Annotated in this window: 26 protein-coding genes; 9 read left to right on the top strand and 17 right to left on the bottom strand. The window is 59.2% G+C overall.

Going from position 1 to position 25,876, the window contains the following annotated elements:
- Positions 1-5: 5 nt before the first annotated feature.
- Together ACYVI2_RS18935 and ACYVI2_RS18930 are read right to left on the bottom strand one after the other, a co-directional pair.
- Positions 6-470: a hypothetical protein gene (locus ACYVI2_RS18935; protein ID WP_415816420.1), complete on the bottom strand. Its 465-nt coding sequence runs from the start codon at positions 468-470 to the stop codon at positions 6-8.
- Between the two features lie 1,405 nt (positions 471-1,875).
- A complete protein-coding gene (locus ACYVI2_RS18930) occupies positions 1,876-2,571 on the bottom strand; it encodes a hypothetical protein (RefSeq protein ID WP_415816418.1) in 696 nt (231 codons plus the stop codon).
- Between the two features lie 871 nt (positions 2,572-3,442).
- Here ACYVI2_RS18930 and ACYVI2_RS18925 point away from each other — a divergent pair.
- Positions 3,443-3,604: a helix-turn-helix domain-containing protein gene (locus tag ACYVI2_RS18925; protein WP_415816416.1), complete on the top strand. Its 162-nt coding sequence runs from the start codon at positions 3,443-3,445 to the stop codon at positions 3,602-3,604.
- A 25-nt stretch (positions 3,605-3,629) separates the two neighbouring features.
- On the opposite strand, the gene ACYVI2_RS18920 is transcribed toward ACYVI2_RS18925, so the two are convergent.
- Positions 3,630-4,409, bottom strand: a complete 780-nt coding sequence (locus tag ACYVI2_RS18920) for an SDR family oxidoreductase (protein ID WP_415816414.1) — start codon at positions 4,407-4,409, stop codon at positions 3,630-3,632.
- 67 nt (positions 4,410-4,476) lie between these two features.
- Complete coding sequence (locus ACYVI2_RS18915) at positions 4,477-5,619, bottom strand: PrpF domain-containing protein (protein ID WP_415816412.1); 1,143 nt, start codon at positions 5,617-5,619, stop codon at positions 4,477-4,479.
- Between the two features lie 188 nt (positions 5,620-5,807).
- Here ACYVI2_RS18915 and ACYVI2_RS18910 point away from each other — a divergent pair, with 188 nt between their 5' ends.
- From ACYVI2_RS18910 to ACYVI2_RS18875, 8 genes are all read left to right on the top strand, one after another.
- On the top strand, positions 5,808-6,164 hold the full coding sequence (locus ACYVI2_RS18910; protein ID WP_415816410.1) for a Zn-ribbon domain-containing OB-fold protein: 357 nt from the start codon (positions 5,808-5,810) through the stop codon (positions 6,162-6,164).
- 4 nt (positions 6,165-6,168) lie between these two features.
- Positions 6,169-7,305: a thiolase family protein gene (locus ACYVI2_RS18905; protein WP_415816408.1), complete on the top strand. Its 1,137-nt coding sequence runs from the start codon at positions 6,169-6,171 to the stop codon at positions 7,303-7,305.
- Positions 7,306-7,316: 11 nt separating this feature from the next.
- Positions 7,317-8,096 (top strand): SDR family NAD(P)-dependent oxidoreductase, encoded by a 780-nt coding sequence (locus tag ACYVI2_RS18900; protein ID WP_415816406.1) that lies wholly within the window; start codon positions 7,317-7,319, stop codon positions 8,094-8,096.
- Between the two features lie 176 nt (positions 8,097-8,272).
- Entirely contained in the window at positions 8,273-9,091 is an 819-nt protein-coding gene (locus ACYVI2_RS18895) for a Bug family tripartite tricarboxylate transporter substrate binding protein (protein ID WP_415816404.1), read from the top strand.
- Between the two features lies 1 nt (position 9,092).
- The gene (locus tag ACYVI2_RS18890) at positions 9,093-10,283 is read left to right on the top strand and encodes a CaiB/BaiF CoA transferase family protein (protein WP_415816402.1); all 1,191 of its coding nucleotides are present in this window, start codon (positions 9,093-9,095) and stop codon (positions 10,281-10,283) included.
- A 9-nt stretch (positions 10,284-10,292) separates the two neighbouring features.
- A complete protein-coding gene (locus ACYVI2_RS18885) occupies positions 10,293-11,069 on the top strand; it encodes an enoyl-CoA hydratase/isomerase family protein (RefSeq protein ID WP_415816400.1) in 777 nt (258 codons plus the stop codon).
- A 114-nt stretch (positions 11,070-11,183) separates the two neighbouring features.
- On the top strand, positions 11,184-12,167 hold the full coding sequence (locus tag ACYVI2_RS18880) for a Bug family tripartite tricarboxylate transporter substrate binding protein (RefSeq protein WP_415816398.1): 984 nt from the start codon (positions 11,184-11,186) through the stop codon (positions 12,165-12,167).
- Positions 12,168-12,916: 749 nt separating this feature from the next.
- Positions 12,917-13,723 carry an MBL fold metallo-hydrolase gene (locus ACYVI2_RS18875; protein WP_415816396.1) on the top strand — a complete coding sequence of 269 codons (807 nt, stop codon included), beginning with the start codon at positions 12,917-12,919 and terminating at the stop codon, positions 13,721-13,723.
- Between the two features lie 51 nt (positions 13,724-13,774).
- On the opposite strand, the gene ACYVI2_RS18870 is transcribed toward ACYVI2_RS18875, so the two are convergent.
- The 13 genes from ACYVI2_RS18870 to ACYVI2_RS18810 all read right to left on the bottom strand — a co-directional run bounded on the left by ACYVI2_RS18870 (position 13,775) and on the right by ACYVI2_RS18810 (position 25,503).
- Positions 13,775-14,647 (bottom strand): LysR substrate-binding domain-containing protein, encoded by an 873-nt coding sequence (locus tag ACYVI2_RS18870; RefSeq protein WP_415816394.1) that lies wholly within the window; start codon positions 14,645-14,647, stop codon positions 13,775-13,777.
- A 97-nt stretch (positions 14,648-14,744) separates the two neighbouring features.
- Positions 14,745-15,467 carry an ABC transporter ATP-binding protein gene (locus ACYVI2_RS18865; protein ID WP_415816392.1) on the bottom strand — a complete coding sequence of 241 codons (723 nt, stop codon included), beginning with the start codon at positions 15,465-15,467 and terminating at the stop codon, positions 14,745-14,747.
- A complete protein-coding gene (locus ACYVI2_RS18860) occupies positions 15,460-16,212 on the bottom strand; it encodes an ABC transporter ATP-binding protein (RefSeq protein ID WP_415816390.1) in 753 nt (250 codons plus the stop codon). Before ACYVI2_RS18860 ends, ACYVI2_RS18865 begins: the two co-directional genes overlap by 8 nt.
- On the bottom strand, positions 16,209-17,222 hold the full coding sequence (locus tag ACYVI2_RS18855; protein WP_415816388.1) for a branched-chain amino acid ABC transporter permease: 1,014 nt from the start codon (positions 17,220-17,222) through the stop codon (positions 16,209-16,211). The genes ACYVI2_RS18860 and ACYVI2_RS18855 overlap by 4 nt, the downstream gene beginning before the upstream one ends.
- Positions 17,219-18,088, bottom strand: a complete 870-nt coding sequence (locus ACYVI2_RS18850) for a branched-chain amino acid ABC transporter permease (protein WP_415816386.1) — start codon at positions 18,086-18,088, stop codon at positions 17,219-17,221. Before ACYVI2_RS18850 ends, ACYVI2_RS18855 begins: the two co-directional genes overlap by 4 nt.
- Positions 18,089-18,104: 16 nt before the next feature.
- A complete protein-coding gene (locus ACYVI2_RS18845; RefSeq protein WP_415816384.1) occupies positions 18,105-19,283 on the bottom strand; it encodes an ABC transporter substrate-binding protein in 1,179 nt (392 codons plus the stop codon).
- 84 nt (positions 19,284-19,367) lie between these two features.
- Positions 19,368-20,009 carry an isochorismatase family protein gene (locus ACYVI2_RS18840; protein WP_415816382.1) on the bottom strand — a complete coding sequence of 214 codons (642 nt, stop codon included), beginning with the start codon at positions 20,007-20,009 and terminating at the stop codon, positions 19,368-19,370.
- Positions 20,006-21,049: a M29 family metallopeptidase gene (locus ACYVI2_RS18835; protein WP_415816380.1), complete on the bottom strand. Its 1,044-nt coding sequence runs from the start codon at positions 21,047-21,049 to the stop codon at positions 20,006-20,008. The genes ACYVI2_RS18840 and ACYVI2_RS18835 overlap by 4 nt, the downstream gene beginning before the upstream one ends.
- Before the next feature lie 24 nt (positions 21,050-21,073).
- Positions 21,074-22,069 carry an amidohydrolase family protein gene (locus ACYVI2_RS18830; protein ID WP_415816378.1) on the bottom strand — a complete coding sequence of 332 codons (996 nt, stop codon included), beginning with the start codon at positions 22,067-22,069 and terminating at the stop codon, positions 21,074-21,076.
- Between the two features lie 17 nt (positions 22,070-22,086).
- Entirely contained in the window at positions 22,087-22,602 is a 516-nt protein-coding gene (locus ACYVI2_RS18825) for an aromatic-ring-hydroxylating dioxygenase subunit beta (RefSeq protein ID WP_415816376.1), read from the bottom strand.
- Positions 22,599-23,909, bottom strand: a complete 1,311-nt coding sequence (locus ACYVI2_RS18820; RefSeq protein ID WP_415816374.1) for an aromatic ring-hydroxylating oxygenase subunit alpha — start codon at positions 23,907-23,909, stop codon at positions 22,599-22,601. Before ACYVI2_RS18820 ends, ACYVI2_RS18825 begins: the two co-directional genes overlap by 4 nt.
- Positions 23,910-23,935: 26 nt before the next feature.
- Complete coding sequence (locus ACYVI2_RS18815) at positions 23,936-25,189, bottom strand: NAD(P)/FAD-dependent oxidoreductase (protein ID WP_415816372.1); 1,254 nt, start codon at positions 25,187-25,189, stop codon at positions 23,936-23,938.
- Positions 25,186-25,503 carry a non-heme iron oxygenase ferredoxin subunit gene (locus ACYVI2_RS18810; RefSeq protein ID WP_415816370.1) on the bottom strand — a complete coding sequence of 106 codons (318 nt, stop codon included), beginning with the start codon at positions 25,501-25,503 and terminating at the stop codon, positions 25,186-25,188. Before ACYVI2_RS18810 ends, ACYVI2_RS18815 begins: the two co-directional genes overlap by 4 nt.
- Between the last annotated feature and the right edge of the window lie 373 nt (positions 25,504-25,876).

Raw genomic sequence — 25,876 nt, 5'->3', positions numbered from 1 at the left:
AATTGCTAATCCCTCTTGGCAATCGCGCGCGCCTTTGTATCGCGCAGGCGGTATTCCAAGACGGTCTGCTGATAGTTGCCGGCAGAAACACGGCGCACGCTGACGACGCCCGCCTCGCTGATCAGCCAGTATTCCCCGTCGTTATTCCAGTCACCATCGCACAGCACGACTTGCAGTTCGCGCGCCGTGCCGCCGCCCAACGCCGTACCGGTGTAGATCTGGTCGCATTGGGCGACCGGCTCGACGTGGTGACGGCCCTCGATCACATGTAGCTCCAGTACAGACCGGGGGCTGCCTGGGATACGCGTGTTGTTAGTGCCGTTGTTTGCCTTTAGATAGGCTACAGGGCCGGTGTTTCCAGAGGTTGGGGGCGTCGGTGGGGTTGATGAGCAGGCACCCAGCATGACTATCGCCAGCACCGCCAAAAACCGACACGGCGACGAGATCGATGGCGAATTGCTGCGCTTCATATTACTCAGGCTTCCTCTGTTGACGGCGTGACGGTCTATGGGCATGTATGGCGAGCCCTCGCCGTCCAAGTAGGCTTTATAACGCGCCAAGCAACGATCCATTGCGATTGTTGTGAATATTTGACATAGGTGGAGGTGAATATTGCGTAGTGCGCGCCGAAGAGTTTCACGTCTCGCTGACGAGAATTGGGGCGAGCTGACATTTTTTTAAAAACAGCATACAATCGCTGTCTTCGCATCTCCCGCAGCAAGTCATCAGACTGCTCGCGACCTCCTAGCCCGGGTGGTGAAATTGGTAGACGCAGGGGACTCAAAAATAGGGACTTCTACCTATTTGCAACATGAGTCAAATGCTCGCCAAGCCGCATGGGGCAAGGATTTGAGGGATTTGTTGGCGCCGGAACAGAAAGTTCGCTTTTTGCTCTAGGAGCCAAATAGGAGCCAAGCCAGTTCGTACTGGCTCCTAGTAGGTAGTAGTACGAGGTAGTGCAGTAGGACTGCTTCACAATTTTGCCCGGGTGGTGAAATTGGTAGACGCAGGGGACTCAGACCAAATTTGAGCCCTCCGGGGGAAACCCCAGAGGTGAAGCCCGTCAAACTCGGCGAAGGCCCTGGACGATCAGTCCGAGCTAATACCGAGCCAAGCCCTGGAGCCGAAAGGCTCCTCGGAAGGTGTAGAGAGCAGACGGCGGGCACCTAAGGCATAGCGGTAATACGCGATGCTATGGTGAAGGCGTGCTCCAGACCACGAACGCCGTTCTTCGGAGCGTCGGCGGCGAAAGCCGAAGTGGGAAGAAAATCCCCCGCCGCAAGGCGTGCCGGTTCGATTCCGGCCCCGGGCACCAATTTCGAAGGCCGTTTCTGTATTTGCAGAGACGGCCTTTTGTTTTTTTCGACCTATGGAATCTGAAACCGAGATCAGAAGGCAGTTGCCTAGCGAGAAAAGCCACTTTTCGCGTGGCCGGCGGCGTTAGAATTCTCGGTTCAGAGCGTCCTTTATCACTGTATTCTCCAGCGTCATATCCGCCTGCCCGATCACATCATTGTGGCCGATAATGCGACGATATTCTTTGTCGAACGAGGTCTGCTATTGTCGAGGGGCTTTAACCACCCTTTTGCTGCGCGTTGGGGTGGCTTACCTTGTCATTCACCGTACCACGGCGTGCTCAGCGTTCAAGGGCGGTGCCTGTGAGCAGGTTGGAGGACTCTGATCGTCCGGAATCCTTGATCGCTTGCGTTTCGCCGTGCTGGCTACGGTTTATGGGCAATGTTCCCCGTGTGGCCGGGGCACGATGATGCTGCCACTCTTCACATGCTATGAGAAGGCGCACTAGCCGCTCAGGCTTCTTGTACCGTTCGCACCGCAAGCGGACGACTTTTCAAATCTCGTGACGCCAATTCGCGATTAGTTCTGCTTTGCAAAAGCAAACTCTTCTGCATGCCAAGTCAGAAAACATTCTAACTCTTGTTCGGTATGCCGATGCCCCGGAAATATGCTCTTCCATAGAACGTAAAAATACAAAGCAACCATGCAAATGACGAAAATAAGTAGGGTCCATCCGGACTTCATCAAATATTCTTGGGTACTCAGGGCTAACAATAAGCCTGCGACAAAAGAAACCACCGTGCCGGCCACAGAATCCAGTTTTGGCCTACGACTTTCGTGCAGTTTCGCCTCTATAACTAGCATTCTCTTCACTCTATCTATCGTGTTTAAGTCTATCCCTTCGCTCTGCAACTGAGCTCGAAACATCAGATAGCGCCGAAACCGATAATTCAGCCCGAAGTAGCGATCTAGCTGTCCATATGCGTGGCGAAGAGGATGACGATCAATAACTCGACAACGAAAGATCCAAATTCCCAGCACGCCAAAAATTAATGCCAATCCAAACAGCCAACGATCATTCAGCCATACGCAACCAACGCCCAGTGAGATAAAAAGCACGGAAAGACCTATAAAGCACCAGCGGTCGCGCCGTTTCGAGGCGGCCCACGCCGCATGGACCGCCCGCCAACTAGAGGCCTTTCTAAAGGCGTTCATCACAACTACCGCTGGCTCCAATGCATGGCGCAATGAGGCGTCAGACAGCATGGCCATCATAAATCTCCAAAATTAATCAATGTAGAACGGAGAACTCGAAAGATAAAGTTTGCCCCTCGGCTATCGCTCATCGTGCGGCCCGTCAGTGATTTGCGGTCATGGTATGCGGCATATTAAAAATTAGCTTCTATCGATGATTTTGGCAAAGCTTTCAAGATGGTCCCGAATACCCTCCACTCCAGCGTGCGAACTGGAACAACCGACGGAAGTCGCCCGTCGACATACTAAGCAACAGGGACAAGCAGCACAGTCGCCGCAACCGCTTGCCAGAACGTCTGTTCAAATAGTGGAGTCACCCATTTGTGCCCATACACATACAAATGATAATCAGCTTTTCCCCAATTAACGGAGGATGAACACTTATCAGGCCCGGTTACTCAGGTTCTTCCCCATAATCAATGGAATGGACGCTCTCATATCCCAAGCAGCCACCAACCTTCGCGTGTTCAGGCAGACTCCTGACAATGTGACCGTGCCGCCGGTCGGCATGCTCTGAGGCAATCGTTACGGCCACCGACCGACCCAGTCGTCCATCGTTGGTCGCTGGTCACGCACAAACAAGACCTGACACCGGAACAGGTTCAGGAGAACTTGCGCAAGGCTTTCGCCAAGATGGATGGGCACGGCAAAGAAGCATACTGAGCACGATTACGCGCACTCGTGCGCCAGGCAGAGATCAGCTGCGCAGCAGGTGACTGGCTTTTGAATGGGACGTCACCGCAACGCGCTGCTCCACTGCCCTCGCACTGGTGCACCTTGCGCATCAGCCCGATGTTGAGCGAGATGATCCCGTACATGGCAGGGCACACTGAACAGGTTGTGCACATCACTGACCGGCCTGAGTTTTGGGTGCTAGCGACGCCAACTGCACATGATCATGGCGTTGCGGGAACTGTCTGGTGGGGCGACCGTCCAGCAAGTGGCCTACGACCTGGGCTACGAGTCGCCTTCTGCCTTTATCACGATGTTCAGGAAAGCGTTTAGAAAGCCTCCTGCGACCTACATCAACGACCGGCTTCAGGCCGGCGGTTGAAACGCGCCCGATCTGCCTGAAGCTTTCATCTGTAGGCGCGGGCGTGGGTCACGCCGCCATCCACCACCACGGTGGCGCCCATCACGTAGTCGCCGGCTCGCGAGGCCAGAAAGATGGCCGCGCCCGCGATGTCTTCCGCCGTGCCTATGCGCTTGGCGGGAATGTGCTCAGACAATTTCTCCCCGTGGTCGCGCGCGTTGCGGTTCATCTCGGAGGGAAACGCGCCGGGCGCGATGCCACTGACCCCGATGTTGTCCTGGGCCAGACGCAGCGCCATGCGCCGCGTGAGGTGGATCAGGCCCGCTTTGCTGGCGACGTAGGAATAGTTTTCCTGGGGGTTAAGCCCGATGCCATCGGTCGACGCGATGTTGATGACCTTCCCCACACGGGCTTGCGCCGCAGCGCGCAGCGGTTCGGCCAGCGCCTTCGTCAGAAAGAAGGGCGTTTTCAGGTTCAAGTCCACCACCTTGTCCCAACCGTTCTCGGGGAAGGCATCAAAGTCTTCACCCCAGGCCGCCCCGGCGTTGTTGACCAGAATGTCCAACGTGGGTTCGTGCTGAGCGTAGGCAGCGGCCAAAGCCTCGCAGCCGGCGATCGTGGACACGTCATAGGGCAACGAGACACAGTGGCCGTGCTTAGCCAGCTCCTGCGCTGCCAGATCACAGGCCTCGGCCTTGCGAGCGCTGATGTACACCCGTGCACCCTGGGCCAGAAACCCTTCGGCGATCATGCGGCCGATGCCTCGTGAGCCGCCGGTGATCAATGCCGTGCGCCCCCGTAGAGAAAAGAGATCCTGGGTGTTCATGGAGAAGCTTTCGTCATGGTATTCATCCGCATCAATGTGCTTCTCGGGTCAATTCCCATCTACGGAATCAGATGGTTTCGAGCAGGGCGCGCCGCACGTAAGCGGTGCCGTCGAACAGGCGCCGGGCTGTGCGGGAGAAGTGCACTTCGCGCACCGTCCAATCGTCTTTGGCGGTGTGTTCCACATTCGCGTAGATCTGGATCACCCCGCTCGGATGGCCGATGCGGATGCGCGCCGGCCCCGCATGGGCCCCTCGCGCTTCAGCCGGAATCGTCCCCGCGATCTGCGCCGCGACGGAAAGGCAAACGGAGCCGCCGCCCGGGAATGCCTTGTGCATTGCCCCCCCATGCAGAACCATCCGCGCGACGAAGTCAATCTCTGATGCCGCGACGGCGCGGTCGGCGATGGTCCGGTAGTCTTGCGCTTGGCCGATGAGGACCTGGTAGGGCGTGAGGATGCCTTCAGCGGGCAGATGGCAACGATCGACCGCCCACCGCCTAACCTCCTCGGCCATCTCGTAAATGTCGGGGCTGAGCTGGCCGGGCAACTCCTTGCCGGTGACACCCAGATCGGCCGCACGGATGAACACACAGGCCGTGCCCACATCCACGACCGAGACGGGGATGTCGCGACCGAGTCTGGACACATGCACCCAGTCCCGTGCCTGGCCGGTGGGCAACAGCTTGCCTGTGGTGGCGCCGCTGGTGCCCGAGTAGTCCAATGCGACCTCAGCGCCCGTGCCAGGTACCCCATCCACCTCACTGTCGCCTTCCACGCACGGCTCGCCGTCCGCACACTGCACCACCATCCGCAGGATCTTCCCGGTGTTGGTGTTGTGCACGCGCACAGTGGTGACCGGTTCCTGCACAGGGATCAAGCGCTCCTGCAAGGCGTAGACCCCGGTGGCGGATGAAATGTTGCCGCAGACGATCTCAAAACTCACGGTGGGCTGGTCGATGCCAATCTGCACAAACGTGTAGTCGATGTCAGCGTCCGGTCGCGAGGGCGGTCCAATGATGGCGCATTTGCTCGTCAAGATATCGGCGCCGCCGAGTCCATCGATCTGACGCACATCCGGGCTACCGAACAGTGCGAGAAGGAATCTCTGACGTGCCTGCGGGTCGGTGGGCACGTCCTGTTGCGCGAGAAAAACGGCCTTGCTGGTACCACCGCGCATCATGGTAACCGGCACGCGAATTTGTTCTTTCATTGCTTCAGTATGCATGTCCACCTGCCAGCCGTCATTTCAGTTCGGCTGGCCATTCTTTAGCGGAACTGCAAGCTTTGCATGCTTTAGCGCAGCTAAAGTTTGCAAAGCAGAACTCCAGTGACCACTTGGTCATGAATACCCTATGCTTCCTGTCGCCGTGGCAAGCACTGCACGAACAGGAGATACTTTTGAAGATCATCAAGCGAACGGGATCTCATTTCCGTGAAACCGCTGGCGGCATGGTACTGATTGCAGCCCACGCTGTCGGACAGTCGCCCCAATTCCCGCCGATTGAATTCGTTCACAATGATCAGGAGGCCGAGGACATCGAGCTCGGGCCGACTGGCTCGCTCTACAGCTTCACCGTTGTTCACCCTGGGAAGGATAAGTCGCCATATGGCTTGGCCATGGTCGACTTTGAGCCTGGCGTGCGCGCATTCGGACGGCTGCTTTTCGATACCCAGCCACCCGCCATCGGAAGCCGCCTACGTGTGGTGCCCTTCACGTTGCCTGACGGCACGCCCGACTACGCCTTCCAGGAGTGATGCCATGAAACAACCCCTGATCACCGGTGTGGGCATCACGGATTTTGGCCGCTTTCCTGAGTTGACCGAAGAGGTCATGGCCCAGTCGGCCATTCTTGACGCCTTGGCAGATGCGGATACGCCTCTTTCCGAGGTGCAGGCGTTCTATTGCGGCAACGCACTCGGCGCCTCGTTGCCGGGGCAGCGCACGTTGCGTGAACTGCATGTCAGTGGCGGCGCTGTCTACAACGTGGACAACGCCTGCTCGAGCGGCGCGACCGCACTCAACCTCGCCTTGCAGGCGCTCAAGGTCGGGCAGTACGACACAGTTATGGTGTTCGGCATGGACCACCTGAGCAGCCTCGGAGGCGGGCCGCTGCAGCTTAGCCAGAAGGACTGGAACAACAGGCGCGGCATGATCATGCCAGCTCTGTACGCCATGCGCGCGAAGCGCTACATGCACGACCATGGCCTGAAACTGGAGACGCTGGCGGACATCTCGGTCAAGAACCGAAAGCACGGGGCGCTGAATCCCATCGCCAAGTTTGCGAAACAGGCCACGCGCGAGGAGGTGCTCGCTTCGCGCCCCGTGGCCGATCCGCTCACGCTGCTGCAGTGCTGTCCCGCCGTGGTGGACGGGGCAGCGGCGATCGTGCTCAGCACCCGACCTCCGAAGGGTGTTGCAAAGCCGGTGCGGGTGCTGGCGTCCGTGGTGCAGTCCGGCCTGTTCGAAACCACGCCGGTTGACATGACCGAGGCCGAGATCACGGCACGCGCTGCCCGACTCGCCTATGAGCAGGCCAGCATCGGACCGCAGGACCTGAGTCTTCTCGAGGTCCACGACGCGTTCACCATCTCCGAGTTGCTCTACTACGAAGCGCTCGGGCTTTGCGCCCGTGGTGACGCCGCAGGCTTCTTGCAAAGCGGCGCACCCGCACTGGGCGGACGGGTACCCGTCAACCCGAGTGGCGGACTCATCGCCAAGGGGCATCCCCCGGGTGCGACCGGCGTTGCACAAATCGTGGAGGTGTGTGAACAACTGCAAGGCCGTGCGGGAGCGCGGCAGGTGCAGGGCGCGCGGATCGGTCTCACTCAGGTGACCGGCGGCGGCATCTGGGGAGTGGACCACGCAGCCTGCTCAATCAACATTCTGTCGCTCTGATGGCAAACAGCATGAACCAGACAAATACCACCGCGCCCGCCTCACTGCGGGGCCTTGTCGCCGTCGTCACCGGCGGTGCGAAAGGCATTGGCTTTGGCATTGCCCGCGAACTGGCGTCGGCCGGCTGTCGCATCGCGCTTTGGGACTTCGACGAAGGGGCGCTGCAGGAGGCCGAACGCATCCTCACCAGTGAAGGCGGGGACGTGAAGACCTTCAAGGTCGACGTCAGCTCCATGGAGCTGGTGGAGGCGACCGTAGCGCAGCTCTTGGCGACCCATGCGCGTATCGACATCTTGGTCAACAACGCCGGCATTGGCGGCGACAAGCTCGTCTCCAAGATGGATCTCGCGTTCTGGAGCCGGGTGATCGAGATCAACCTGCATTCCCAGTTCATCTGCTCCAAAGCGGTGCTGGCGCACATGGCGGAGAACCGCTTCGGACGCATCATCAACATCGGCTCTCGCGCCTGGCTGGGCAATCGCGGCCAGGCGGCGTACTCCGCATCCAAGGGCGCCGTGGTCAGTCTGACCCGCTCGCTGGCGCTGGAATACGCGCGCAAGGGCATCACCGTGAATGCCATCGCGCCGGGCATCGTCGAGACCCCGCTGTTTGAAACGCTGACGGAAGAGGTCCGGCAGAGTCTTCACAAGACCGTGCCGATGGAGCGCATCGGCCAGCCGGAAGACATTGCCCGCGCCGTCCGTTTCTTCGCGGAACCCGGCTCCAGCTACGTCACTGGACAGCTTCTCTACGTCTGCGGCGGACGCAGCCTGAGCAGCCCATCTGTTTGATGCCAACCAACAACAGGACAGCCGTGGTGAAACGCCGGACATTCATCAAATCTTTGGCGGCATTAGGGCCAGTGACCGCCAGACCAGCGTTTGCGCAGGAGTATCCGTCTCGGCCGCTCCGATTGCTCGTCCCCTACACCGCTGGCGGAGGTACCGATCTCGCGGCACGAGTCGTGATGAGGAAGCTAAGTGAGCAGCTGGGCCAGCCGATCATCGTAGAGAACAAGCCTGGAGCCGGGGCCGTACTTGCCTACGCCGAGCTCTTGCGAAGCAAATCCGACGGATACACGTTGACGACGGGCTCCAGCATTACATCGCTATTGAATCTCCTGAATAGCAAGTTGCCATTCGATGCCGCCACGGACCTGTTGCAGGTAGTCCCTCTGGCGAGCGTGCCGATTGTTCTGATCGCAGGCAACAAGGTTCCTGCCAAAAACATCGCCGAACTGATCTCTCATGTCAAGCAGAACCCGGGTATGAATTATGGAACGCCTGGTCCCGCGACTCCGCATCATTTGGCCGGAGTGCTGCTCGCTTCAATGGCTGGACTGCAAATGACCCACGTCGGCTATCGAGGCACTGCTCCCGCCGTTCAAGACGTCATCGGCGGGCATTTACCACTTGCGATCGTCGGGCTGTCGACCGCAATTCAATTTGCCCGAAGCGGTCAGTTGAAGGTGTTGGGTGTGGGCAGCGTAAAGCGCTCCGAACTGGCACCTGGGATCCCGACGCTGGCAGAGGACGGAGTGAAGGGGTACGACGCAAGCTACTGGTATGATATTTGCGTTGCTAAGGGTGTCCCGAAGGCCGTCGTGGGACGCCTGCATACTGAGGTCACCAAGTCCCTGCAGGACACCGAGGTCCGAACAGCTCTCACTGCGGCGGGACTCGAACCTATGGCCGTCACGCAGGATGAGTACCAACGGATGCTGCAAGCAGAGCGAGCCAAATGGGAGCCGATCGTCCGCGCCAACCATATCCAAATAGGTTCGTAGGATGCTGGCGAACTCGCTTAAGGGCTTGAGGGTTATTGACTTCACCCAGGTGATGGCAGGGCCGACCTGCACCCTGTGCATGGCCGATCTCGGCGCTGATGTCGTGAAGGTCGAGGCACCTGCAGGCGATCTCTCGCGGGCGCTCTCGCCCTGGGTCCACGGAGAGGGCGTTCCCTTTCTGGCGCTCAATCGCAACAAACGCAGCATCGTGCTGGATCTCAAGCAGCCGTTGCACCGGCAGGCGGCGTTGCATCTGATTGCGAAAGCAGATGTCGTGGTGGAGAGCTTTCGCCCGGGCGTGATGGCCCGGTTCGGGCTGGACTACGTCTCGGTTTCTGCTGAAAACCCGCGGCTGATCTACTGCTCGATCTCGGCTTACGGCCAGCACGGAGCCGCAAAAGACCTGCCGGGCGTGGACGGCGTACTGCAGGCGGTCAGTGGCCTGATGAGCGTCACAGGCGCACGCGATGGAGAGCCGTGCAAGGTTCCGGTGCCAGTGGTCGACCTGATGACGGGGTCGCTGGCCACGATCTCGGTTCTGGCCGCCCTTGCCGAGAGGCAGAGGACGGGCTTGGGGCAGCACGTAGAAGCCAGCATGTTTGCCAGCGCCATTGCGCTGCAGCACGTGAGTTTTGCGTCCTATCTTGCGGATGGCGAGGTGCCCGGTCCACAAGGCAACGCGGCGCCCTATGCCACGCCGAACGAAGCGCTTCGTTGTGCCGATGGATGGGTCATGGTGGCGGCATATCACCCCGCGCGATGGCAGGCCTTGTGTGTCGCCATCGGCGCGCCGGAACTGGCATCCGATCCGCGCTTCGCCGAGAACAGGAGCCGGCTGCAACACCGCGAGGCGCTGCTTCGCTTGCTCGAAGCACGGATGCTTGCCCATCCCCGTGCTTTCTGGCTCGAGAAGTTCACCGCCGTGGACATTATTTGCGGCCCCATCAACGACTATGCAGAGGTGACGCGGTCCGCGCCCTTTGTCGAGGCAGCGCTCACTGAGCGCCTGCAGCATCCAGTCGCAGGCGTTCTGACGATGCCACGCAGCGTATTGGGTGCGGTTGGTGAGCGTCCTCATGCACGGAGAACTGCACCCACGATCGGACAGCACACCCGAGAGGTGCTTGTCGAACTCGGCATGTCGCCTGAAGACATTGAGGCGGTGACAGCCGCCTGCCCTACACATAACTGAAGCAATCCCATGCCCATCACCAAGACAGTCCAAGATGGCGTCGCCATCGTTACCCTTAATCGGCCAGAAGCCATGAACTCGATCGATCCTGAGTCGAATGAGCGATTGCTCGAGATCTGGGAAGAGGTATCGAACGACGAAGGCATTCACGTAGCCGTCCTCACCGGCGCGGGCGAGCGTGCGTTTTGTACAGGTGCAGACCTCAAGAAAACGATGCCACCCGCCGACAGCGCAGCTCGACAGGTCTTTCGTGCTGGGAGCAAGCATTTTAACTTTGGTACGCTGCACACAGACAAGCCGGTCATTGCTGCAATCAATGGCTATGCCCTCGGTGGTGGACTGGAACTCGCGTTGCTTGCGGACATCCGGATCTGCTCTGAAAACGCCCAGTTCGGCTTGCCGGAAGTGCGGGTCGGCAGCATCCCGGGGGCCGGCGGGACGCAACGCCTGATCCGTGCTGTGGGGCAATCGGACGCGATGTGGATGCTGCTGACGGGTGAACGCATCGATGCTAACGAAGCCTGGAGAATCGGGCTGGTCAGTAAAGTGGTGCCCCTGCCCGAGTTGCAGGCAACGGCCCTACGCCTGGCACACACCCTGGCCGCCAATGCCCCGCTGGCGATGACGGCTGCCAAGCGCCTGGCGATGACCGGGCGGGAACTGCCGCTCGCTGGCGGGCTGGAACTGGAACGCCAGGCCTTCGGGGTGCTGAGGGACAGTGAGGACCGGCTGGAGGGACGCCGGGCCTTCGCCGAAAAGCGCCCTCCGGTCTTTCGGGGCCGCTGAGAGCCTCGTCGAGAGGACTACTGCGCCATCGTTGCATGTCCTACGAAGCTTGTCGCCCGGTACCCTCCCTTTCAACCCCGATGTGACAGACCTGTATTCATCCTGGAGCAGCTCGTGAAAAACCCTCTTCCCACGTGGCTATGTAAGCTCGGCATTATCATGGCCGCGTCTCTCGGCGCATCACAGGCTGTTGCGCAGCAAACCAGCCGGCCCCCGGTAAAAATCCTGGTGGGTTTCTCCCCCGGTGGGACGTTGGACGTGGTGACCCGTGCGCTTGCGGACCAATTGAGTGCCCCGCTGAATCGGGCGGTCGTGGTGGAGAACAAGCCGGGAGCCGGCGGTAGGATCGCGATCAATACGCTACTCGCCGCACCAGTCGATGGGAGTGTGGCGATGTTGTGTCCGGACTTCCTTGAATCGATCTATCCCTTCGTCTTCAACAAGCTCGACTACGATCCTCAAAGGGATATTCTGCCGGTGTCAACGGTGGTCGAGTTTGCGATGGCGTTGGCGGTTCCCGCTTCCTCATCTTCCAAGAGCTTCCGCGAGTACGCTGATTGGGTGCAGTCCAACCCGGAGAAGGCCTACTTCGGCCATGCCGCGTCAGGCGGCCCGACGCACTTCCTAGGATTGCAGATTGCCAAGGTTATTGGTGCTCCACTGCAAGACGTGCCTTTCCAAGGCGCAGCCCCCGTGATTACGAACCTTATGGGAGGCATTGTCGCTGCAGGAACTTCCACCGTCGGAGACTTTGCGCAGCACCACAATGCCGGCAAACTGCGTGTGCTGGCCGTCACCTCTGCCCAGCGTTCTCCACTTCTGCCGGATGTACCGACCTTCAGCGAACTTGGCCGAAAGGACCTCACCGCAGTTGGCTTACTGGCCATATGCCTGGCCCCCGGTACGGCTGCGCCTGTCGTTTCTGAATGGAGCACGTCCGTCCGCAAGGCGGTTGCGACCGAGCAGTTCGCGAGCAAGATTCGAACGCTCGGCTTTGTGAACATGGGAAGCTCGCCAGCTGAAGCGCGCGCCAGGTTCAAGGAAATGCGCGACTTTTGGGAACCGGTGGTCAAGGAGTCGGGATTCAAGGCAGACTAAATACCAGTGCATTGTTCGGTTCATCGCCCGCCCCGGGCACAAGGCCAGCGTCGTTTCATTCGTTAACTCCAACGCGTCGTTTCATATCTGAATCGGCCACATCCAAATATGGCGCATATCGACTATCCCCCTGCTGAGTCCCTTCCGCCGCCGCTTCAGGAAATGCTCCGGACCAAAGGGTCAAATGTCTTCCGGATGTTGATGCATTCACCGAGGATAGCGCCCGGTCTTCTTGCCTTTGCAGAGGCAGTCAAGCGGGAAAATTCTCTGCCTGCTGACTTGGCGGAGTTAGCGATTCTTCGTGTGGGTTACACCTGTAGGGCAACCTACCAAACGTCAAGGCACGAGCGCTACGGCCGATTGGCCGGCTTGTCCGGAGCGGCGATCGAAGCAGCACGATCCAACAAAGGTATCTCTTCGATTCGGTCCATCGAGCGGACAGTGATCTTCTTGACTGACGACATTCTGGCGAACGACGGACTGTCTTCAGAGGGGCGGGAGCAAGCGTTGCGAACCTTCGAAACAGGGCAGGTGTCTGACCTGGTCTTGACAGTAGGACTCTATAAATGCGTGTGCTACTTCCTTCGGAGTTTTGGGATTGACATCGAAACTTCGTTCTGATCAGCCCTATATGTCGAGCGCATCACGGGATGAATCGCAACTTTGGGAACGGAATTCGACCTCGGCCGTTGCGGACTTTCGCAGAAGAAGACCATAGGCTTCACCACGTAGATCTAGGAAAGAGAACGATGCCAAATTACATTTGTGAAACCTGCGGAACGCAATACGCAGAATCCGACCAGCCGCCGCTCCAGTGTCCCATATGCGTGGATGACCGACAGTATGTCGGGTGGGGAGGTCAGAAGTGGACCACACACGATGCTCTGATAGAGAAGTACAAGCTTCGAATCGAAGAGGACTGTGGTCTGCTGGGTATTGGCATGCCGAATGGGTTCGCCATTCCGCAGCGGGCGCTTCTCCTGCCGACGGACGCCGGCAATATTCTTTGGGAATGCGTGAGTCTGGTGACAGACGAGGCCGTTGCCGCAATCAAGGCGCGTGGGGACGTAAGAAAAATCATCATCTCACATCCTCATTTCTACGCATCCATGATCGAGTGGAGCGAAGCTTTGGGCGGCGTACCGATCCTGTTGAACGCTGCAGATAAAGCGTGGATCCAGCGAGAGGCGCCTCAGATCGAATTCTGGGATGGGGATGTGCATAGGGTTTCCGATCAGGTGACACTCCTTCGCGTCGGCGGCCATTTTCCAGGAAGCTCGGTGCTTCATTGGAAGCAAGGGCCACGTGCGGGCGGTGCGCTTTTCCCGGGTGACGCGTTGCAAGTGGTATACGACCGACGGCACGTCTCGTTCATGTACAGCTATCCGAACTTCGTGCCGATGAAGTCCAGTGACATTCGGGCGATGCGCGAGCGGTTGAACGGCTATGATTTTGCGGACGTGTTCGGATTTACCTGGGGCTTGAACATCATCGGCGACGGCAGGGCCGCGGTGGACGCCTCTTTCGATCGATTTCTGGCTGCAGTCGATGGCTGAGGGAGGTCTGTCGTGACCACGTTGCTGGCGCGCGACAGTCTGACAACGTCCCTATCGGACCGAACGGATCCAGTCGCGAAACAGCCGGACGGGGGGCGTGGTCGCTTTCATGGCATCGCAGACAAGGTAATAGCCGAGTTCTGTCTTGGCGACGTGATCCGCGGCAATGACGAGGCGCCCGATGCGCACGTCATCCTCCACGTAGGCTCGTTGAGCCATTGCGATACCAAGGCCATCTGCTGCTGCCTGGTAGCACAAAGCAGCATTGGCCAGCGTGATTCCTCGCTGCCGCGGGGGATCCACCAACCCGGCGGAGCTGAACCATATCGGCCAGGCTTCCGGACGCATCATGGAGTGCAGCAGATTCGCGTGCAGCAGATCCTCAGGCGCTCGCACCTGCGCAGCCAGACTGGGTGAGCAGACAGGGAGAAACTCGTCATCAAACAGGTGATCCAGTTCGACATCGGTCCACTCGCCCATACCGTGCCGGATCGCACAGTCGACCCCTTCGAGCCGGATGTCGTCAGCTATCGCAATCGTGGCGATCTCCAGATCCATGTCGGGATGGCGCGCGTAGAAGCCGTGCAGGCGAGGAACCAGCCAGCGGATCGCCAAACTGGGCACCACTTTCAGGCGCAGCCGTTTTTCCGCCGCCTCGTTCGTCACTTCGCTCAACGCATCGTTCAGGCGATCAAACGCATCCGAGACGCGGAGAGCGAGTCGTTCACCCACCGCTGTAAGCTCGATTTCGCGACCAGACTTCTGAAACAGCTGTACGCCAAGCCCCGTCTCCAGATGCTTGATCTGCTGGCTTACGGCACCCGGCGTGACATGGAGCAGGTGCGCGGCGCGCGAAACCCCCCTGGCTCGGCATACCGCGTCGAACACACGCAATGAGCCTAGGAGTGCGCGCAGCGTCTGCATGACCAGATAGGAGCGCGGAGTAATTCGGCCCTTGCGACGAGGATGACCACCGGCCACAACAGACCGCGATGTTGACGTTGAGCGTCAGGCGTCGGCTTCAGCACTTCTGGATACCTATGGTTCGGTTCAGTAGTTCCTCTTCGTCTCGCAGCGCTGCCGCTGAGCCCGAGTAAGCGGCGATGCCGCGTTCCAGCACGATGACGTTCGTGGAAAACTCGAGAACGACGTCCACATGCTGCTCCACGAGGACACAGCCGACGCCCAACTGATCGCTCATTCGAACGATGGCATCCATCAACTCCTCGCGCACCATCGGGGCCAGACCTTCCAGGGGCTCGTCTAACAGCAGAATGCGAGGCTGGCCGACGAGGGCTCGCGCCACGGACAGCATTTGCTGCTCGCCGCCCGAAAGCTGCGTGCCGCCGTTGCGTTGCCGCTCCTTGAGGCGCGGGAACAGGGCATAGATCGGTGGCAGGGCAACGCTCGCCGAGCGCCCCTGCAGGCCTGACAGCAGATTCTCTTCCACCGTCAGCGACGGGAAGATGTCGCGGCTTTGTGGTACGTATCCGAGGCCGGCTCGGGCGCGCGCATACGTGCTCGCGCCGCTGATGTCGTTGCCGCCGAAATGAATGCGCCCCTTCATCAAGTCGGCCAGCCCCATCGCTGTCGCCAGTGTCGTTGTCTTGCCCGCGCCATTGCGTCCGATCAGTCCGAGACGCTCGCCCTCACGCACGCAGAAGCTGAGGTGCTCGACAACCGGCACACCGCTATAGCCTGTCGTGACGTTGTCGAACCGAAGTTCAATATGGGGTTTAGGCATGACCGTCTCTGCCAAAGTAGATTTGTTTGACTTGTTCGTTGGCGGAAACTTCCTGCGGCGACCCCTCGACCATCACCGCACCGGCTACAAGAACGATGATGTGCGAGGCAAACCGGAAGACCAGATCCATGTCGTGCTCTATGAGCAGAACGGACAGGTCCTTCGGCAGGCTCTCGACAGCGTCCATGATGCGACCGCCTTCTCCTTGCGGTACCCCTGCACCTGGCTCGTCAAGCAGCAGCACTTCGGGCCTCATTGCAAGTGCCAGGGCGATTTCCGCCAATCTTTGCTCGCCGAGCGCCAATTGCCCCACCACCCGATTCGCGAAAGGCTGCAGCCCCAGTATGCCTAGCGTCTCGTAGACTTCCTCGCGAACCTGTATAGAACGCGCGCGTGAGGGCCACCACTGCATGGATGCCCGTTGCCGCTGCAGCACGGCGACCTTGACGTTTTCCTCCACAGTGAGGTCTTTGAACAGACGGCTGATCTGGAACGTGCGGACGATACCGTTGCGCACGCGCGCGTATTGCGGTAGCTGGACGATGGACCGACCATCGAGCAAGATGTCACCGGACTGCGGGCGCAGCGATCCACTCAGCAGGTTCACCAAGGTCGTCTTGCCGGCGCCATTGGGTCCGATCAATGCCGTGCGGGCGCCCTTAGCAAGGGCGAGCGAGACATTCTGCGTGACGGCTAAGCCTCCAAAGGAGTGGCACAGATTCTGGGTTTGCAGTCGGAAAGTCATTTGGATCTCCTGCTCGCACCCAGCCGCTTCGCGTATACCATGGCGCGATCTAGAAGCCCGATCAGACCTTCAGGTAGGACGATGAGTACGACGATCAGCATCGACCCGATAAAGAACAGCCAGTGATACGGGTTAAATGTTGATGCGATATGGTGGATTGTCATATAAGCGACAGTGCCGAGCACCGCACCCGAAAGACGGCGGGTGCCACCCAGCACGATCATGACCACGACACCCGAAGACGTTGTGAAGTCCAGCATGAAGAGATTGGCCACCTTGCTGGTTTGCGCCGTCAACGCGCCAGCAAGACCTGCCACAATGCCGCCTACGGTGTAGATGGCCAGCAAATGCAGGTAGACACGGCCCCCCAACGCCTGGACCCGTCCGGGGTCATGCCGGATCGCCTTGGCCGTCAGACCAAAAGGCGACTCCACCAGATTGCGAACAAGGAAGTACACAAGAACTAACGAACCCAGCGCATAGAAGTAGCCAGTGTGGCCGAGGAAGTTGAATTCCCAGATGCCGAACAGAGGGCCTATGTTGAAGCCCGCAAGACCGTCGTCGCCGCCGGTGAGCCACCTGGCCCAGTTGGCCAACTCCAACAGAAGTTGGGCCACTGCAATGGTCAGCATGACCAGCGTGAGCTTGGTCGCCCGCAGCATGATGGCACCACTCAGCAATGCGATCAAACCACCACCCAGTGCGCCCAGCAGCAGGCCAACGATGGGATCGGCCGTCAGGTACAGCGCCGTCCAACCTGCCACGTATGCGCCGCTGCCGTACAACGCGGCCTGACCAAGGGTTGCGATGCCTGCTTGGCCAAGCACGAGGCTTAACGACAGCGCAAAAATTGACATGGTTGCCATGTTGGTCAGCAACCCGAGATCGTGAGGGAACAGCACGAAGGCCAGCAATCCCACCAGCGTCAGCACGATCTCGACACGCAGTTGCGTCCACGGGCGGGTTGGAGGCGAATCGACCATCGCCAAGGGTGGACTCGCCACGCTCATGCCTGCCTCCCGAATAATCCTTGCGGACGCACCAGCAAAACGATAATCATCGTCAGAAAAAATGCGGCAGATGCGAGCTGCGGAACCATGTATTTCATGAAGGTCTCCACAATACCAAGCAGCAACGCTGCGAAGAATGAGCCAAACAAATTTCCGTTGCCCCCCACCGCCACTACCGCCAAGAGAATCACCAGGTACTTGGAGGCGTAGGTAGGCTCCATCGGCAACAACTCCGCGCCAGCGATACCTCCCAACGCCGCAAGTGCTGCGCCGATTGCAAAGGTGGCCGCGTAGATCTTCGTGGTGTCGATACCGATGGTCCGTGCGATGGGTGCGTTGTCGACCGCGGCACGCACTCGGATGCCGAAAGACGATCGGTCCACCGCCAGCCAGAGAACGATGACGACAACCAGGCCGCAGGCAACAACAATGAGCCGATGCCGGGGGATCGAACGAAAGCCAAGATCCACCGAGCCGGTGAATGCTTCGGGCAGCGCGACCGATGTCACCGAGGATCCGAAGAGCAGGTTTACTGCGGCCGTCGCGACAAACATCAGCCCGATCGTCACCAGCATCTGATCGAGATCGTTGCGCCGGTACAAACGGCGCAACAGGATGTGCTCGAACACCAACGCGATGAGGCCGACCAAAACGATCGCAAGCACGAAGCCCACGCCGATCGGTACGCCCAGGTGCCGAGGAAGACTGGCAGCGAGAAACCCGCCCAGCATGGCAAATGCACCATGAGCCAGATTCACTACCCGCATGAGACCCATGGTCATCGACAGACCCACGGTGATCATGAACAGGATCATCGCATATGTGACCCCGTCGATCAGAATGCTGCTAAGAAGAGAAAGAGACATGTCTGCCGTCCTGGGGTTACTTGGACGCGTTCTGAATGCGCCCGTAGTCGGGTTGCATCTCGAAAGTCCGGAACTCCCGGTTGACGTATCGGCCTAAAGCATCTTGCTCAACCACGCGCATGTAGACGTTCTGCACAAAATCGCGGGAGACCGGATCGATCTTCACAGGACCACGGGGGCTTTTCCACGAAAAGCCCTTGGCGGCCGCCAGGGCCTTGGCGCCATCGCGCTTGCCATCCGTTGCCTCGACCATGTGATAGATCACATGCAAGCCGTCAAATGCGTTCACCAACTGAACGGTCGGGATAGCCTTGGGTGCCACTTCGCCCAAGGTCTTGATGACGACGTTGTTCAATGGCGAGTCGTGTGATGCCGAATAGAACAAGCCGGTCTCGATGCCGAGCAGGTCCGGACCGATCGCGCGCAATTGATCTTCATCGGTTTCGGCAGTGCCGAGAAAGCGCACGCCCGCAGCCCTCAAGCCTGCTTCGTTGTAGGCTTTAACCATTGCGTAGGTGGCGGGGCCACTCGGGCCGAAGACATAGAGCGCATCGGGCTTGAGCGCCTTCACGCGTTGCATCAGGGGGCCGAAGTCAGTCGTCTTCAGCGGGGCGCGGATCGCTTCGAGCAATTTTCCTCCGCCGTTGACGAACTCGGTGGTGAAGGCCTTTTCTGCATCGAGACCTGGGCCGAAATCGCTGACCAGCGTAACAACATTTTTGACGTCTTTCTCCAGTGCGTACTTGGCGACGGGCACTGCCATCTGTGGCAGGGTGTACGAAGTTCGCAAAAGGTAGTCCGATTTCTCGAGAAGCGAAGATGTTGATGCGTTGAATATCACGACAGGCACCTTGGCCTCTCGCGCGAGCGCCGCTACGGCCAATGTATCGGGCGTGAAGTAGAGGCCGCCGATGTACTGGGCGCCCTCTTTGATGATGAGCTCCTGCGCCAATGCTTTGGCTTGCGCGGGGTTGATTTCAGGAAGATCGCGAAAAATGACCTGGACCGTGTGGCCTCCCGCCGTTGTTCCATTGAGCTTCTGATACGCCTTGATTGCACCTTCCCACGTTTGGCCAACTGCGGAGAATGGTCCCGACATGGGGGCGATAACACCAACTTTGATGACGTCGGCCCAACTTGGGAACGCGATGGTCGCAAGGGATACCGCAACTGCGGCGACGAGCTTGATGGTCATCTGATCCTCCATGAGGTAGGGGGGGGCCGGCACGGAGTGCGCCGAGGTTCTGGCAGGCGGGAATTACGGGTGAGAGGCGGGGTGTCAGGGCGACACGCTTTGCTCTTTCGTGCTAGTCGCCTCTAAAGCGACATCGCGGGGCATCGAGGTCGCATACTTTTGTTTCATATCGAACAGATTGGCTTCGTGAGCCTGTAGGGATCGATCGCCCACGCAGTCAGTGACAACGAGAGGGCGGAATCCGTGACACATAGCGTCAACCACGCTGGCGCGGACACAGCCGCTGGTCGTGCAGCCCGCAATCAACAACGTTTTCACGCCGCGTTGAGACAGCCAGGCCGCCAGCGAAGTACCGAAAAATGCAGAAGGATTAGTCTTGCGCAGCACCAACTCGCCACTGATAGGTTCAAGCTGTGAGACGATTTGGCTTTCTGGTGCGTGCTCACGCAGGGTTAGGAGAGACGGGACCTTGAGCGCCATGATGGTTGCGTCGGCTCCGTCGTCTTGATACACAACTCGCGTGTGCGCGACCGGCCAGCTGCGGTCTCTTGCCGCCATCAAAAGGCCGTGAGTGCGTTCGATGGCAGGGGCTATGTTGCCTCCGCCGAACGTGAGCGGATCGGCGAATCCATTGACGAAGTCGACTATCAGCAGGCCGAACGGCGCCTTAAGCGCGAGGGCGTTGCCGAAACCTTGCTTTTGGTAGATGTCCTGATCGGGGCTCATTGAAAGGCCTCGTCAATGACTTTGCCATCTTGAACCACGACGATGTCATCGAGCCTCACTGTGCAGTTGCGCAAGGGAATGTCGAGGTGACAAGGCGTTGTGCGAGGTCCACCTGCCTCGTTGTTTGGACCTAACGAGAATAAGAAGTTGCCTTCGAACGCGCGCGCGTCCTGACCTGTTGTCGCCTCGCGGTCCATCAGCGACAGCGTGTGCCAGTAGCAGCGTGGCTGCATCCCCCAGCCGATGTGCGCGATAGCGTAGGCTTCGGGATCGTTGTAGGCCTCCATGAATTCGCGCAGCATGGCAGCATCGACATCACCTTCAATGCTTCGCACGAAACCGTCCCGCAAATTCAATGTGATCTTGTCCGAGACGTAGTTCCTCTGTGGCAGAAGGATGTCGCCGCGATCGACCACGATGGTGCCGTCGCTGCCGCCTTCGTTGGCGAAGGTAAAAAGGAAGCCGCTTGGCCAGTGATCCCAGCGCCCGGGTTTCTCGCAAAATCCGTACTCGCAGATGGTCGGGAAATCTCCGAGCTGGAAAGTCACATCCGTGCCAGTCGCCGACGTCACGTGCATCGTTCTCGCCTTTCTGAGGAGCGTCGATGCAGCCAACACACGCTTGCGATCGTCCTCAGTCGGAATCGCCCGCACCAGCACCTCGGGTGGCTCCGCGACCAAAAGAATCTTTGTTCCGGACTCAAGAATTTCCAGCTGCTCGGGAGAGAACAACAGCACCATCAAGTCAAGGACGAGATCGCTATTTTTCATTGCTGCGAGTGCAACTGGATTGTTCGTGAGGGGTGTTTCACCCAAGTAGTTCATCCGGTCGCGGCTGGTTGCTTTCTCCGCGTTGATGGGCTGCAGCTCGATCTTGGTGACGACCGCGCCGGCTGCCTGCGCGGCAATCGTCGCGGTCTGCAGCGTCTGCGGGTGCGTGTGGGGGCCGCACAGGATCGAAACCTTCTGCCCACGTTCCACCTTGCTGAGCTTCAGAACTTCGTCCCAAGCCTTGATCAATTGATAATCGCTGACTGGCATTTTCTCGTCCTTTAGTTTGGAGTGTTAGACCTGCAGGAGCGCAAGCTCCTCCATGTTGCCCAACTTGAAGAGCTTGCGCGCATTGCCATGGCACACCAATGCACGTACTCGGTCGGTCAGCGGTGCTTCCTCGATAAAGGTGCAGGCTTCGGCGGTCGACTCGTATGGGTAGTCCACCGAAAAGAACACTGCCTGAGCCCCGAGTTCGCCTATCGCACCGGCCAATGCCGAAGCAGAGCACACGCCAGACGTGGTGATAAGGATGTTGGTGCCGATGTACTCGCTGGGCTTGCGTGCCAGCTTGATGCCCGACGGATACGCGGCAAAACGGCTGTCGAGACGCCATCGCTGGTACGGCAAAGCCTCGCCCATGTGGCCAAGAAGAAGATTCAGGTGCGGGAATCGGTCGAACACCCCTCCGAATAACAGGCGCAACGCATGACCTGCCGTTTCCACGCCCCATCCCCACGCGGCTCCCTGAAGTACCGGCATGCCCTCCAGCAGTGCTGGCGGCTTGCTGAACGCGTTGGGGTGGAGGTAGATAGGGACGCCGAGCGCTTGTGCGCGCTCCCAGAACACATCGAATTCTGCACCTTCGTAGTAGCGCCCCAAGGTGTGACCATTGATCATTGCGCCCTTGAAACCATACTCGACGACGGTGCGTTCCAGCTCGTCGGCTGCGGCGGTGGGATCCTGCAGTGCCACGTGGGCGAAGGCTCCGAAACGTCGCGGATGGCGTGCCACGCGCTCGACCAGGAACTCGTTGTTCTCGCGCGCTCGCCGGACGGCGGTGTCGCGATCTGTCTCGGCCTGCACACCGGGCATCGTTTGCGACAGAACGACGTATTCGATATTTCCCGCGTCCATATCTTGAAGGCGCTGATCATCGAAATCGGTCAACTTGGCGTCGAGCTTGGCGACCAATTCAGTCGGCAGTGCTCCCGTGTATTTAGCAGAGTACTCGCCGAATCCTGGAGCGGAGAAGTGCTCTTCCAGCGCGATTTTCGGAGTTTTGTTCATGGTAATCCTAGGTAGGTTCAGACTGGATAGGCCAAGTCGGTGTCAAGAATTTCTGTGTCGTACACCACTTCGCGGCTGGCAAGGAGCAGCCGGTCATCCTCGCGTACGAAACGATCGTGATAAATGCCTGACAGGTGCACCGTGGAGGGGCCTTCGACAAGGGTCTGCATCAAGATGAACGGCGTCTGCGAGCTGACCGTGTGGTCGGCTTCCTTCAGCACCCGCGTGATGCCGAGCACATGCAGCATGTGCCGCGGTGCGAACATCTGCGAGTGCGCTACGGCCAGGGCGCGGTCGATGATCATGTCCAGGCCTTCGCAGTACACGAGACCCACGGGCATGTTCAGCAAGGCGTTGTGGCGCGAGGTGATGCGGTAGGTAGCTTCCTTGGTGAAGAAGTCGGGCCAGCATTCGACATCGTTCGCGTAGAGGGCGGCGCAATACTCGACATGGAAGGAATCGATCTCGGCGCGCAGCTCTGACGCGCGCTGGGGTGACACCATGGATCTGGCGTAGGCGAGCCGCTGTTTCATGCTGCTTTCTCCGCGACACGGATGTCCATGACTTCCCGGTAGTACTGGTAGAGGGACCGAATGCAGGACTCCGAGATCAGGTTGCGCGCCGAACCCTCGTGGCCGGCATCAAGCTTGACGACGTTGTTGTCTGTTGAAGAGTTGCGCAGACCCTCTTGCACGAACTTCAAAGCCTCGTTGTCTTCAAGACCGAGGAAACCCGAAGGACCCATCAAGTTGCCCTGGCGCAGGCGGTGTCGCGTCATTTCCGGTGTGTCATCTTCGTAGCCGAACATGGTCCACTGCATCACCATGCTGTTGGGGCCGTTCGGAATTATCTGGCGCACGCCCATGGTGTTCATCTGGCGCTGTACGATCAGGTTCGGCCACAGAGTCATCATGTTGGCGGACCAGGGCGACTTGAACTCCCGCACATAGTCCAGGAAACGTTCGTCGCGCAACCTGAGGTCGTCGCTGAAGGATCGCATCTCCGCTTTGTCGTCCTCGGCCACCTTTGCATAGATCTCGTCGGGTTTGGACGAGGCCATGAAGCCGTGGCGACCATGAACCTTGTCTGCGACCACAGTCGATTTGATGCCAGGCACCAGCAGGCCGAACACCACGAGGAACGAGTGCAGCAGCGTCGCGTGGTACGGATCCTTGAGGTTCTCGTGGTACATCTTCCAGTTGCACGGAAGCTCGTTGCGGCAATATCCGAGGATCTTGAGTTTCTTGCCCGAGAAGGCGACATCGAACTCCTCGACGATCTCCTTGGTCATGTACTCCTCCAACGGAGGCGTCTTGTCGGAATACGTGGCGAACACCACGCCGTTTCGTGTCGTCACACGCAACTGACGGGTGCCGTGGTCTGCATTCTCGAAATCCGCCGGCAAGCCGCCGACCTTGTTGATGCCGCGTTTGAAAGGGACGCCTTGTAGGTTCCCCTTGAGGTCGTACGACCACTGGTGATAGGGGCAGACGAATTCCTTCGTATTTCCTTGGCTGGAACGGCAGAACTCGGCACCGCGATGGGCACACCGGTTTTCGAAAACAGAGATCGTGTTGTCCTCCGCGCGGACGATCACGACGGGCGTGGCGCCGACGTAACCGCGCTTGTAGTCGCCTTGGTTTGGAATTTCTGCTTCCAGAGCGACAAAGTTCCAGGTGTCTCCGCGGAAGATGCGTTCGATCTCCTGGTCATAGATGGCCTGGCTGGTGTAGACCCAGTCTGGAATGTTGTTCAGGGCATCCGCGGGCCAGACACACTGCTCCAGTGGCGGGTTCTTACGGGCATTCGTGATGCCGATGACCGCCTGCGATTGATACATGGAAGTTCCTTGGCGATGAGAGAGGGTTAAACGGTCGCGCTGGCGTGGGCTTGCATCTGCTTGACCCATGCGCGCAGGTTGGTTGTGTCCAGTGGAAAGTCCTCCCACTGCAAAGGCTGGCCACGTTCGAAAAGAGGGCGGATGGCTCGCAGATCGGAGCCAGCATTAATGGCCACGCCGTGCAGAGGAACCGAGCTCCGGTGGCCGATCCACATCACCTTGTCGCTGGCCAGGTCTCCGCGGCGCACGTATTCAAGATCGGGAGCGGGCAGACCGAGTACCTGAATGTTGTGTTGTCCTTGGTCGGTCCAGAACCACGGCACTGCGGGCACGGGAAGAGGGGCGCTGAGCATGGCGGCAGCGGCGGTGCGCGCCTGCTCGTTCGCGTTTTGCCAGGACTCCAGGCGCGTTGGCACCGTCTGGCCCGGGCGTTGCTGGCTGGTGCAATCGCCGCATGCGAATACGTGTTCGTCGCTGGTACGGCAGGACGCATCTACCAGAATCCCACCCCCCACTGCTACCTCAAGCCCCGCTTCGCGAGCCAGCGAGTCGTTGGGCGAGAGGCCGACCGCTACGATCAAGTCGTCCACCTCCAGAGCCCCGGCGCCTGTGATCAAGTGCATGCGACCTCTGGGCGACGCACGGACGTCGCTGAGGGAGGCCCCGAGCATGAGTTTTGCACCGGCATCCCGCATACGGGCTTCCAGCCAAGCTGACGCCTCGCATGGCAAAAAGCGATCTAGCAGAGAGGCCGCGCGCTCGAAAACCGTGACCGATGCGCCTGCAGAGAGCGCAGAGTGGGCGACCTCGAGACCCAGGAAGCCACCACCCAGAATCGCGACCTCGGGCCTGAGCTGAAGGGACGCACGTAGCCGGCGTGCGTCATCGAGCGTACGGATGTGATGTACGCGGGGATGAGCGGTGGGGACAAAGGGCAGTGTGTGGGCTTCCCCGCCTGTGGCGATCAGGCACTTTTCGTACCCGAGCACCCGACCGTCGGCGAGGCAGACATGGCGACGCCGCAGATCCAAGGCAACCGCTTCGCTGTTGCTCAGAAGTTCGATATCGCTGCGCACCCAGGCGTCTTCCGTGAGCACCTCGAGCCTGGGCTCTTCTATGTCTGTCAGGACAGCCTTGGACAAGGGTGGCCGCTCGTACGGTCTGTGGCGTTCACGACCGAGCATCGTGATGCAACCTCGGTAGCCCTGCTCGCGCAGGGTGTGCGCCGCGACTGCCGCAGACTGGCCCGCGCCGACGATGACAACGCCTGGCGACGTCATTTGCTTGCGGGCGACAACACGTAGATGTCGTCGCCTTCTCGTTTCACGGTGTGGATGCGCAGGTCCACGGTGACCGGCGCGCACATGGCCTTACCGGTGCGAATGTCGAATCGACCTTGATGCAGGGGACATTCCACACAACCGTCTTCCACGTACCCCTCTGACAGCAACGCCGTGGCATGTGTGCACATGCTGTCCGTGGCGAAGAACTCGTCGTCAATGCGGTACAGCGCGATGCCATGACCGGCCACATTGACAGTCTTCGCTTCATCGTTGCTGAGCTCCTGCGCCCAGGCGACCTTGATCCAATCCATGACTTTGTTCCCGTAATTAAAGCACCAAAAAAACTAGTCAGTGTGCTTGCACATTAATGTGATTTCTTTATGTATTCAAGTGCGGGTTTGTACTGTGATGCGATGCACCATACTGAGCAACTAGGTTCTTTCTTGTGCCTAAATATTTGCGATTTTCATAGACAAGTAGTCCCACTATGGAGATCGGTATGAGGCTAAATTGCTATTAGCATCCGCCTGCTTTACATGTACGGCCTTCAGGCATATATTTATGAAAGTGAACTTACATATATTGCCTTTCTCGATGAAAATCGAGCTTGCATCGAAGGGGCTGCGTGTAGTGTCCGGGCCTTCTGTGGCTGATCACTTCAAGAGGGCATCCCGATGCAGCGTC

It is taken from the genome of Bordetella tumbae (genome assembly GCF_054780995.1).
Note: the sequence above shows the minus strand (reverse complement) of the source record. Positions and strands in the feature narration are given on the sequence as shown.

Coding starts and splice junctions, on each gene's coding strand:
- ACYVI2_RS18935 (WP_415816420.1), bottom strand. CDS start 470: ATGAAGCGCAGCAATTCGCCATCGATCTCGTCGCCGTGTCGGTTTTTG.
- ACYVI2_RS18930 (WP_415816418.1), bottom strand. CDS start 2,571: ATGATGGCCATGCTGTCTGACGCCTCATTGCGCCATGCATTGGAGCCA.
- ACYVI2_RS18925 (WP_415816416.1), top strand. CDS start 3,443: ATGATCATGGCGTTGCGGGAACTGTCTGGTGGGGCGACCGTCCAGCAA.
- ACYVI2_RS18920 (WP_415816414.1), bottom strand. CDS start 4,409: ATGAACACCCAGGATCTCTTTTCTCTACGGGGGCGCACGGCATTGATC.
- ACYVI2_RS18915 (WP_415816412.1), bottom strand. CDS start 5,619: ATGAAAGAACAAATTCGCGTGCCGGTTACCATGATGCGCGGTGGTACC.
- ACYVI2_RS18905 (WP_415816408.1), top strand. CDS start 6,169: ATGAAACAACCCCTGATCACCGGTGTGGGCATCACGGATTTTGGCCGC.
- ACYVI2_RS18900 (WP_415816406.1), top strand. CDS start 7,317: ATGAACCAGACAAATACCACCGCGCCCGCCTCACTGCGGGGCCTTGTC.
- ACYVI2_RS18895 (WP_415816404.1), top strand. CDS start 8,273: ATGAGGAAGCTAAGTGAGCAGCTGGGCCAGCCGATCATCGTAGAGAAC.
- ACYVI2_RS18890 (WP_415816402.1), top strand. CDS start 9,093: ATGCTGGCGAACTCGCTTAAGGGCTTGAGGGTTATTGACTTCACCCAG.
- ACYVI2_RS18885 (WP_415816400.1), top strand. CDS start 10,293: ATGCCCATCACCAAGACAGTCCAAGATGGCGTCGCCATCGTTACCCTT.
- ACYVI2_RS18875 (WP_415816396.1), top strand. CDS start 12,917: ATGCCAAATTACATTTGTGAAACCTGCGGAACGCAATACGCAGAATCC.
- ACYVI2_RS18870 (WP_415816394.1), bottom strand. CDS start 14,647: ATGCAGACGCTGCGCGCACTCCTAGGCTCATTGCGTGTGTTCGACGCG.
- ACYVI2_RS18865 (WP_415816392.1), bottom strand. CDS start 15,467: ATGCCTAAACCCCATATTGAACTTCGGTTCGACAACGTCACGACAGGC.
- ACYVI2_RS18860 (WP_415816390.1), bottom strand. CDS start 16,212: ATGACTTTCCGACTGCAAACCCAGAATCTGTGCCACTCCTTTGGAGGC.
- ACYVI2_RS18855 (WP_415816388.1), bottom strand. CDS start 17,222: ATGAGCGTGGCGAGTCCACCCTTGGCGATGGTCGATTCGCCTCCAACC.
- ACYVI2_RS18850 (WP_415816386.1), bottom strand. CDS start 18,088: ATGTCTCTTTCTCTTCTTAGCAGCATTCTGATCGACGGGGTCACATAT.
- ACYVI2_RS18845 (WP_415816384.1), bottom strand. CDS start 19,283: ATGACCATCAAGCTCGTCGCCGCAGTTGCGGTATCCCTTGCGACCATC.
- ACYVI2_RS18840 (WP_415816382.1), bottom strand. CDS start 20,009: ATGAGCCCCGATCAGGACATCTACCAAAAGCAAGGTTTCGGCAACGCC.
- ACYVI2_RS18835 (WP_415816380.1), bottom strand. CDS start 21,049: ATGCCAGTCAGCGATTATCAATTGATCAAGGCTTGGGACGAAGTTCTG.
- ACYVI2_RS18830 (WP_415816378.1), bottom strand. CDS start 22,069: ATGAACAAAACTCCGAAAATCGCGCTGGAAGAGCACTTCTCCGCTCCA.
- ACYVI2_RS18825 (WP_415816376.1), bottom strand. CDS start 22,602: ATGAAACAGCGGCTCGCCTACGCCAGATCCATGGTGTCACCCCAGCGC.
- ACYVI2_RS18820 (WP_415816374.1), bottom strand. CDS start 23,909: ATGTATCAATCGCAGGCGGTCATCGGCATCACGAATGCCCGTAAGAAC.
- ACYVI2_RS18815 (WP_415816372.1), bottom strand. CDS start 25,189: ATGACGTCGCCAGGCGTTGTCATCGTCGGCGCGGGCCAGTCTGCGGCA.
- ACYVI2_RS18810 (WP_415816370.1), bottom strand. CDS start 25,503: ATGGATTGGATCAAGGTCGCCTGGGCGCAGGAGCTCAGCAACGATGAA.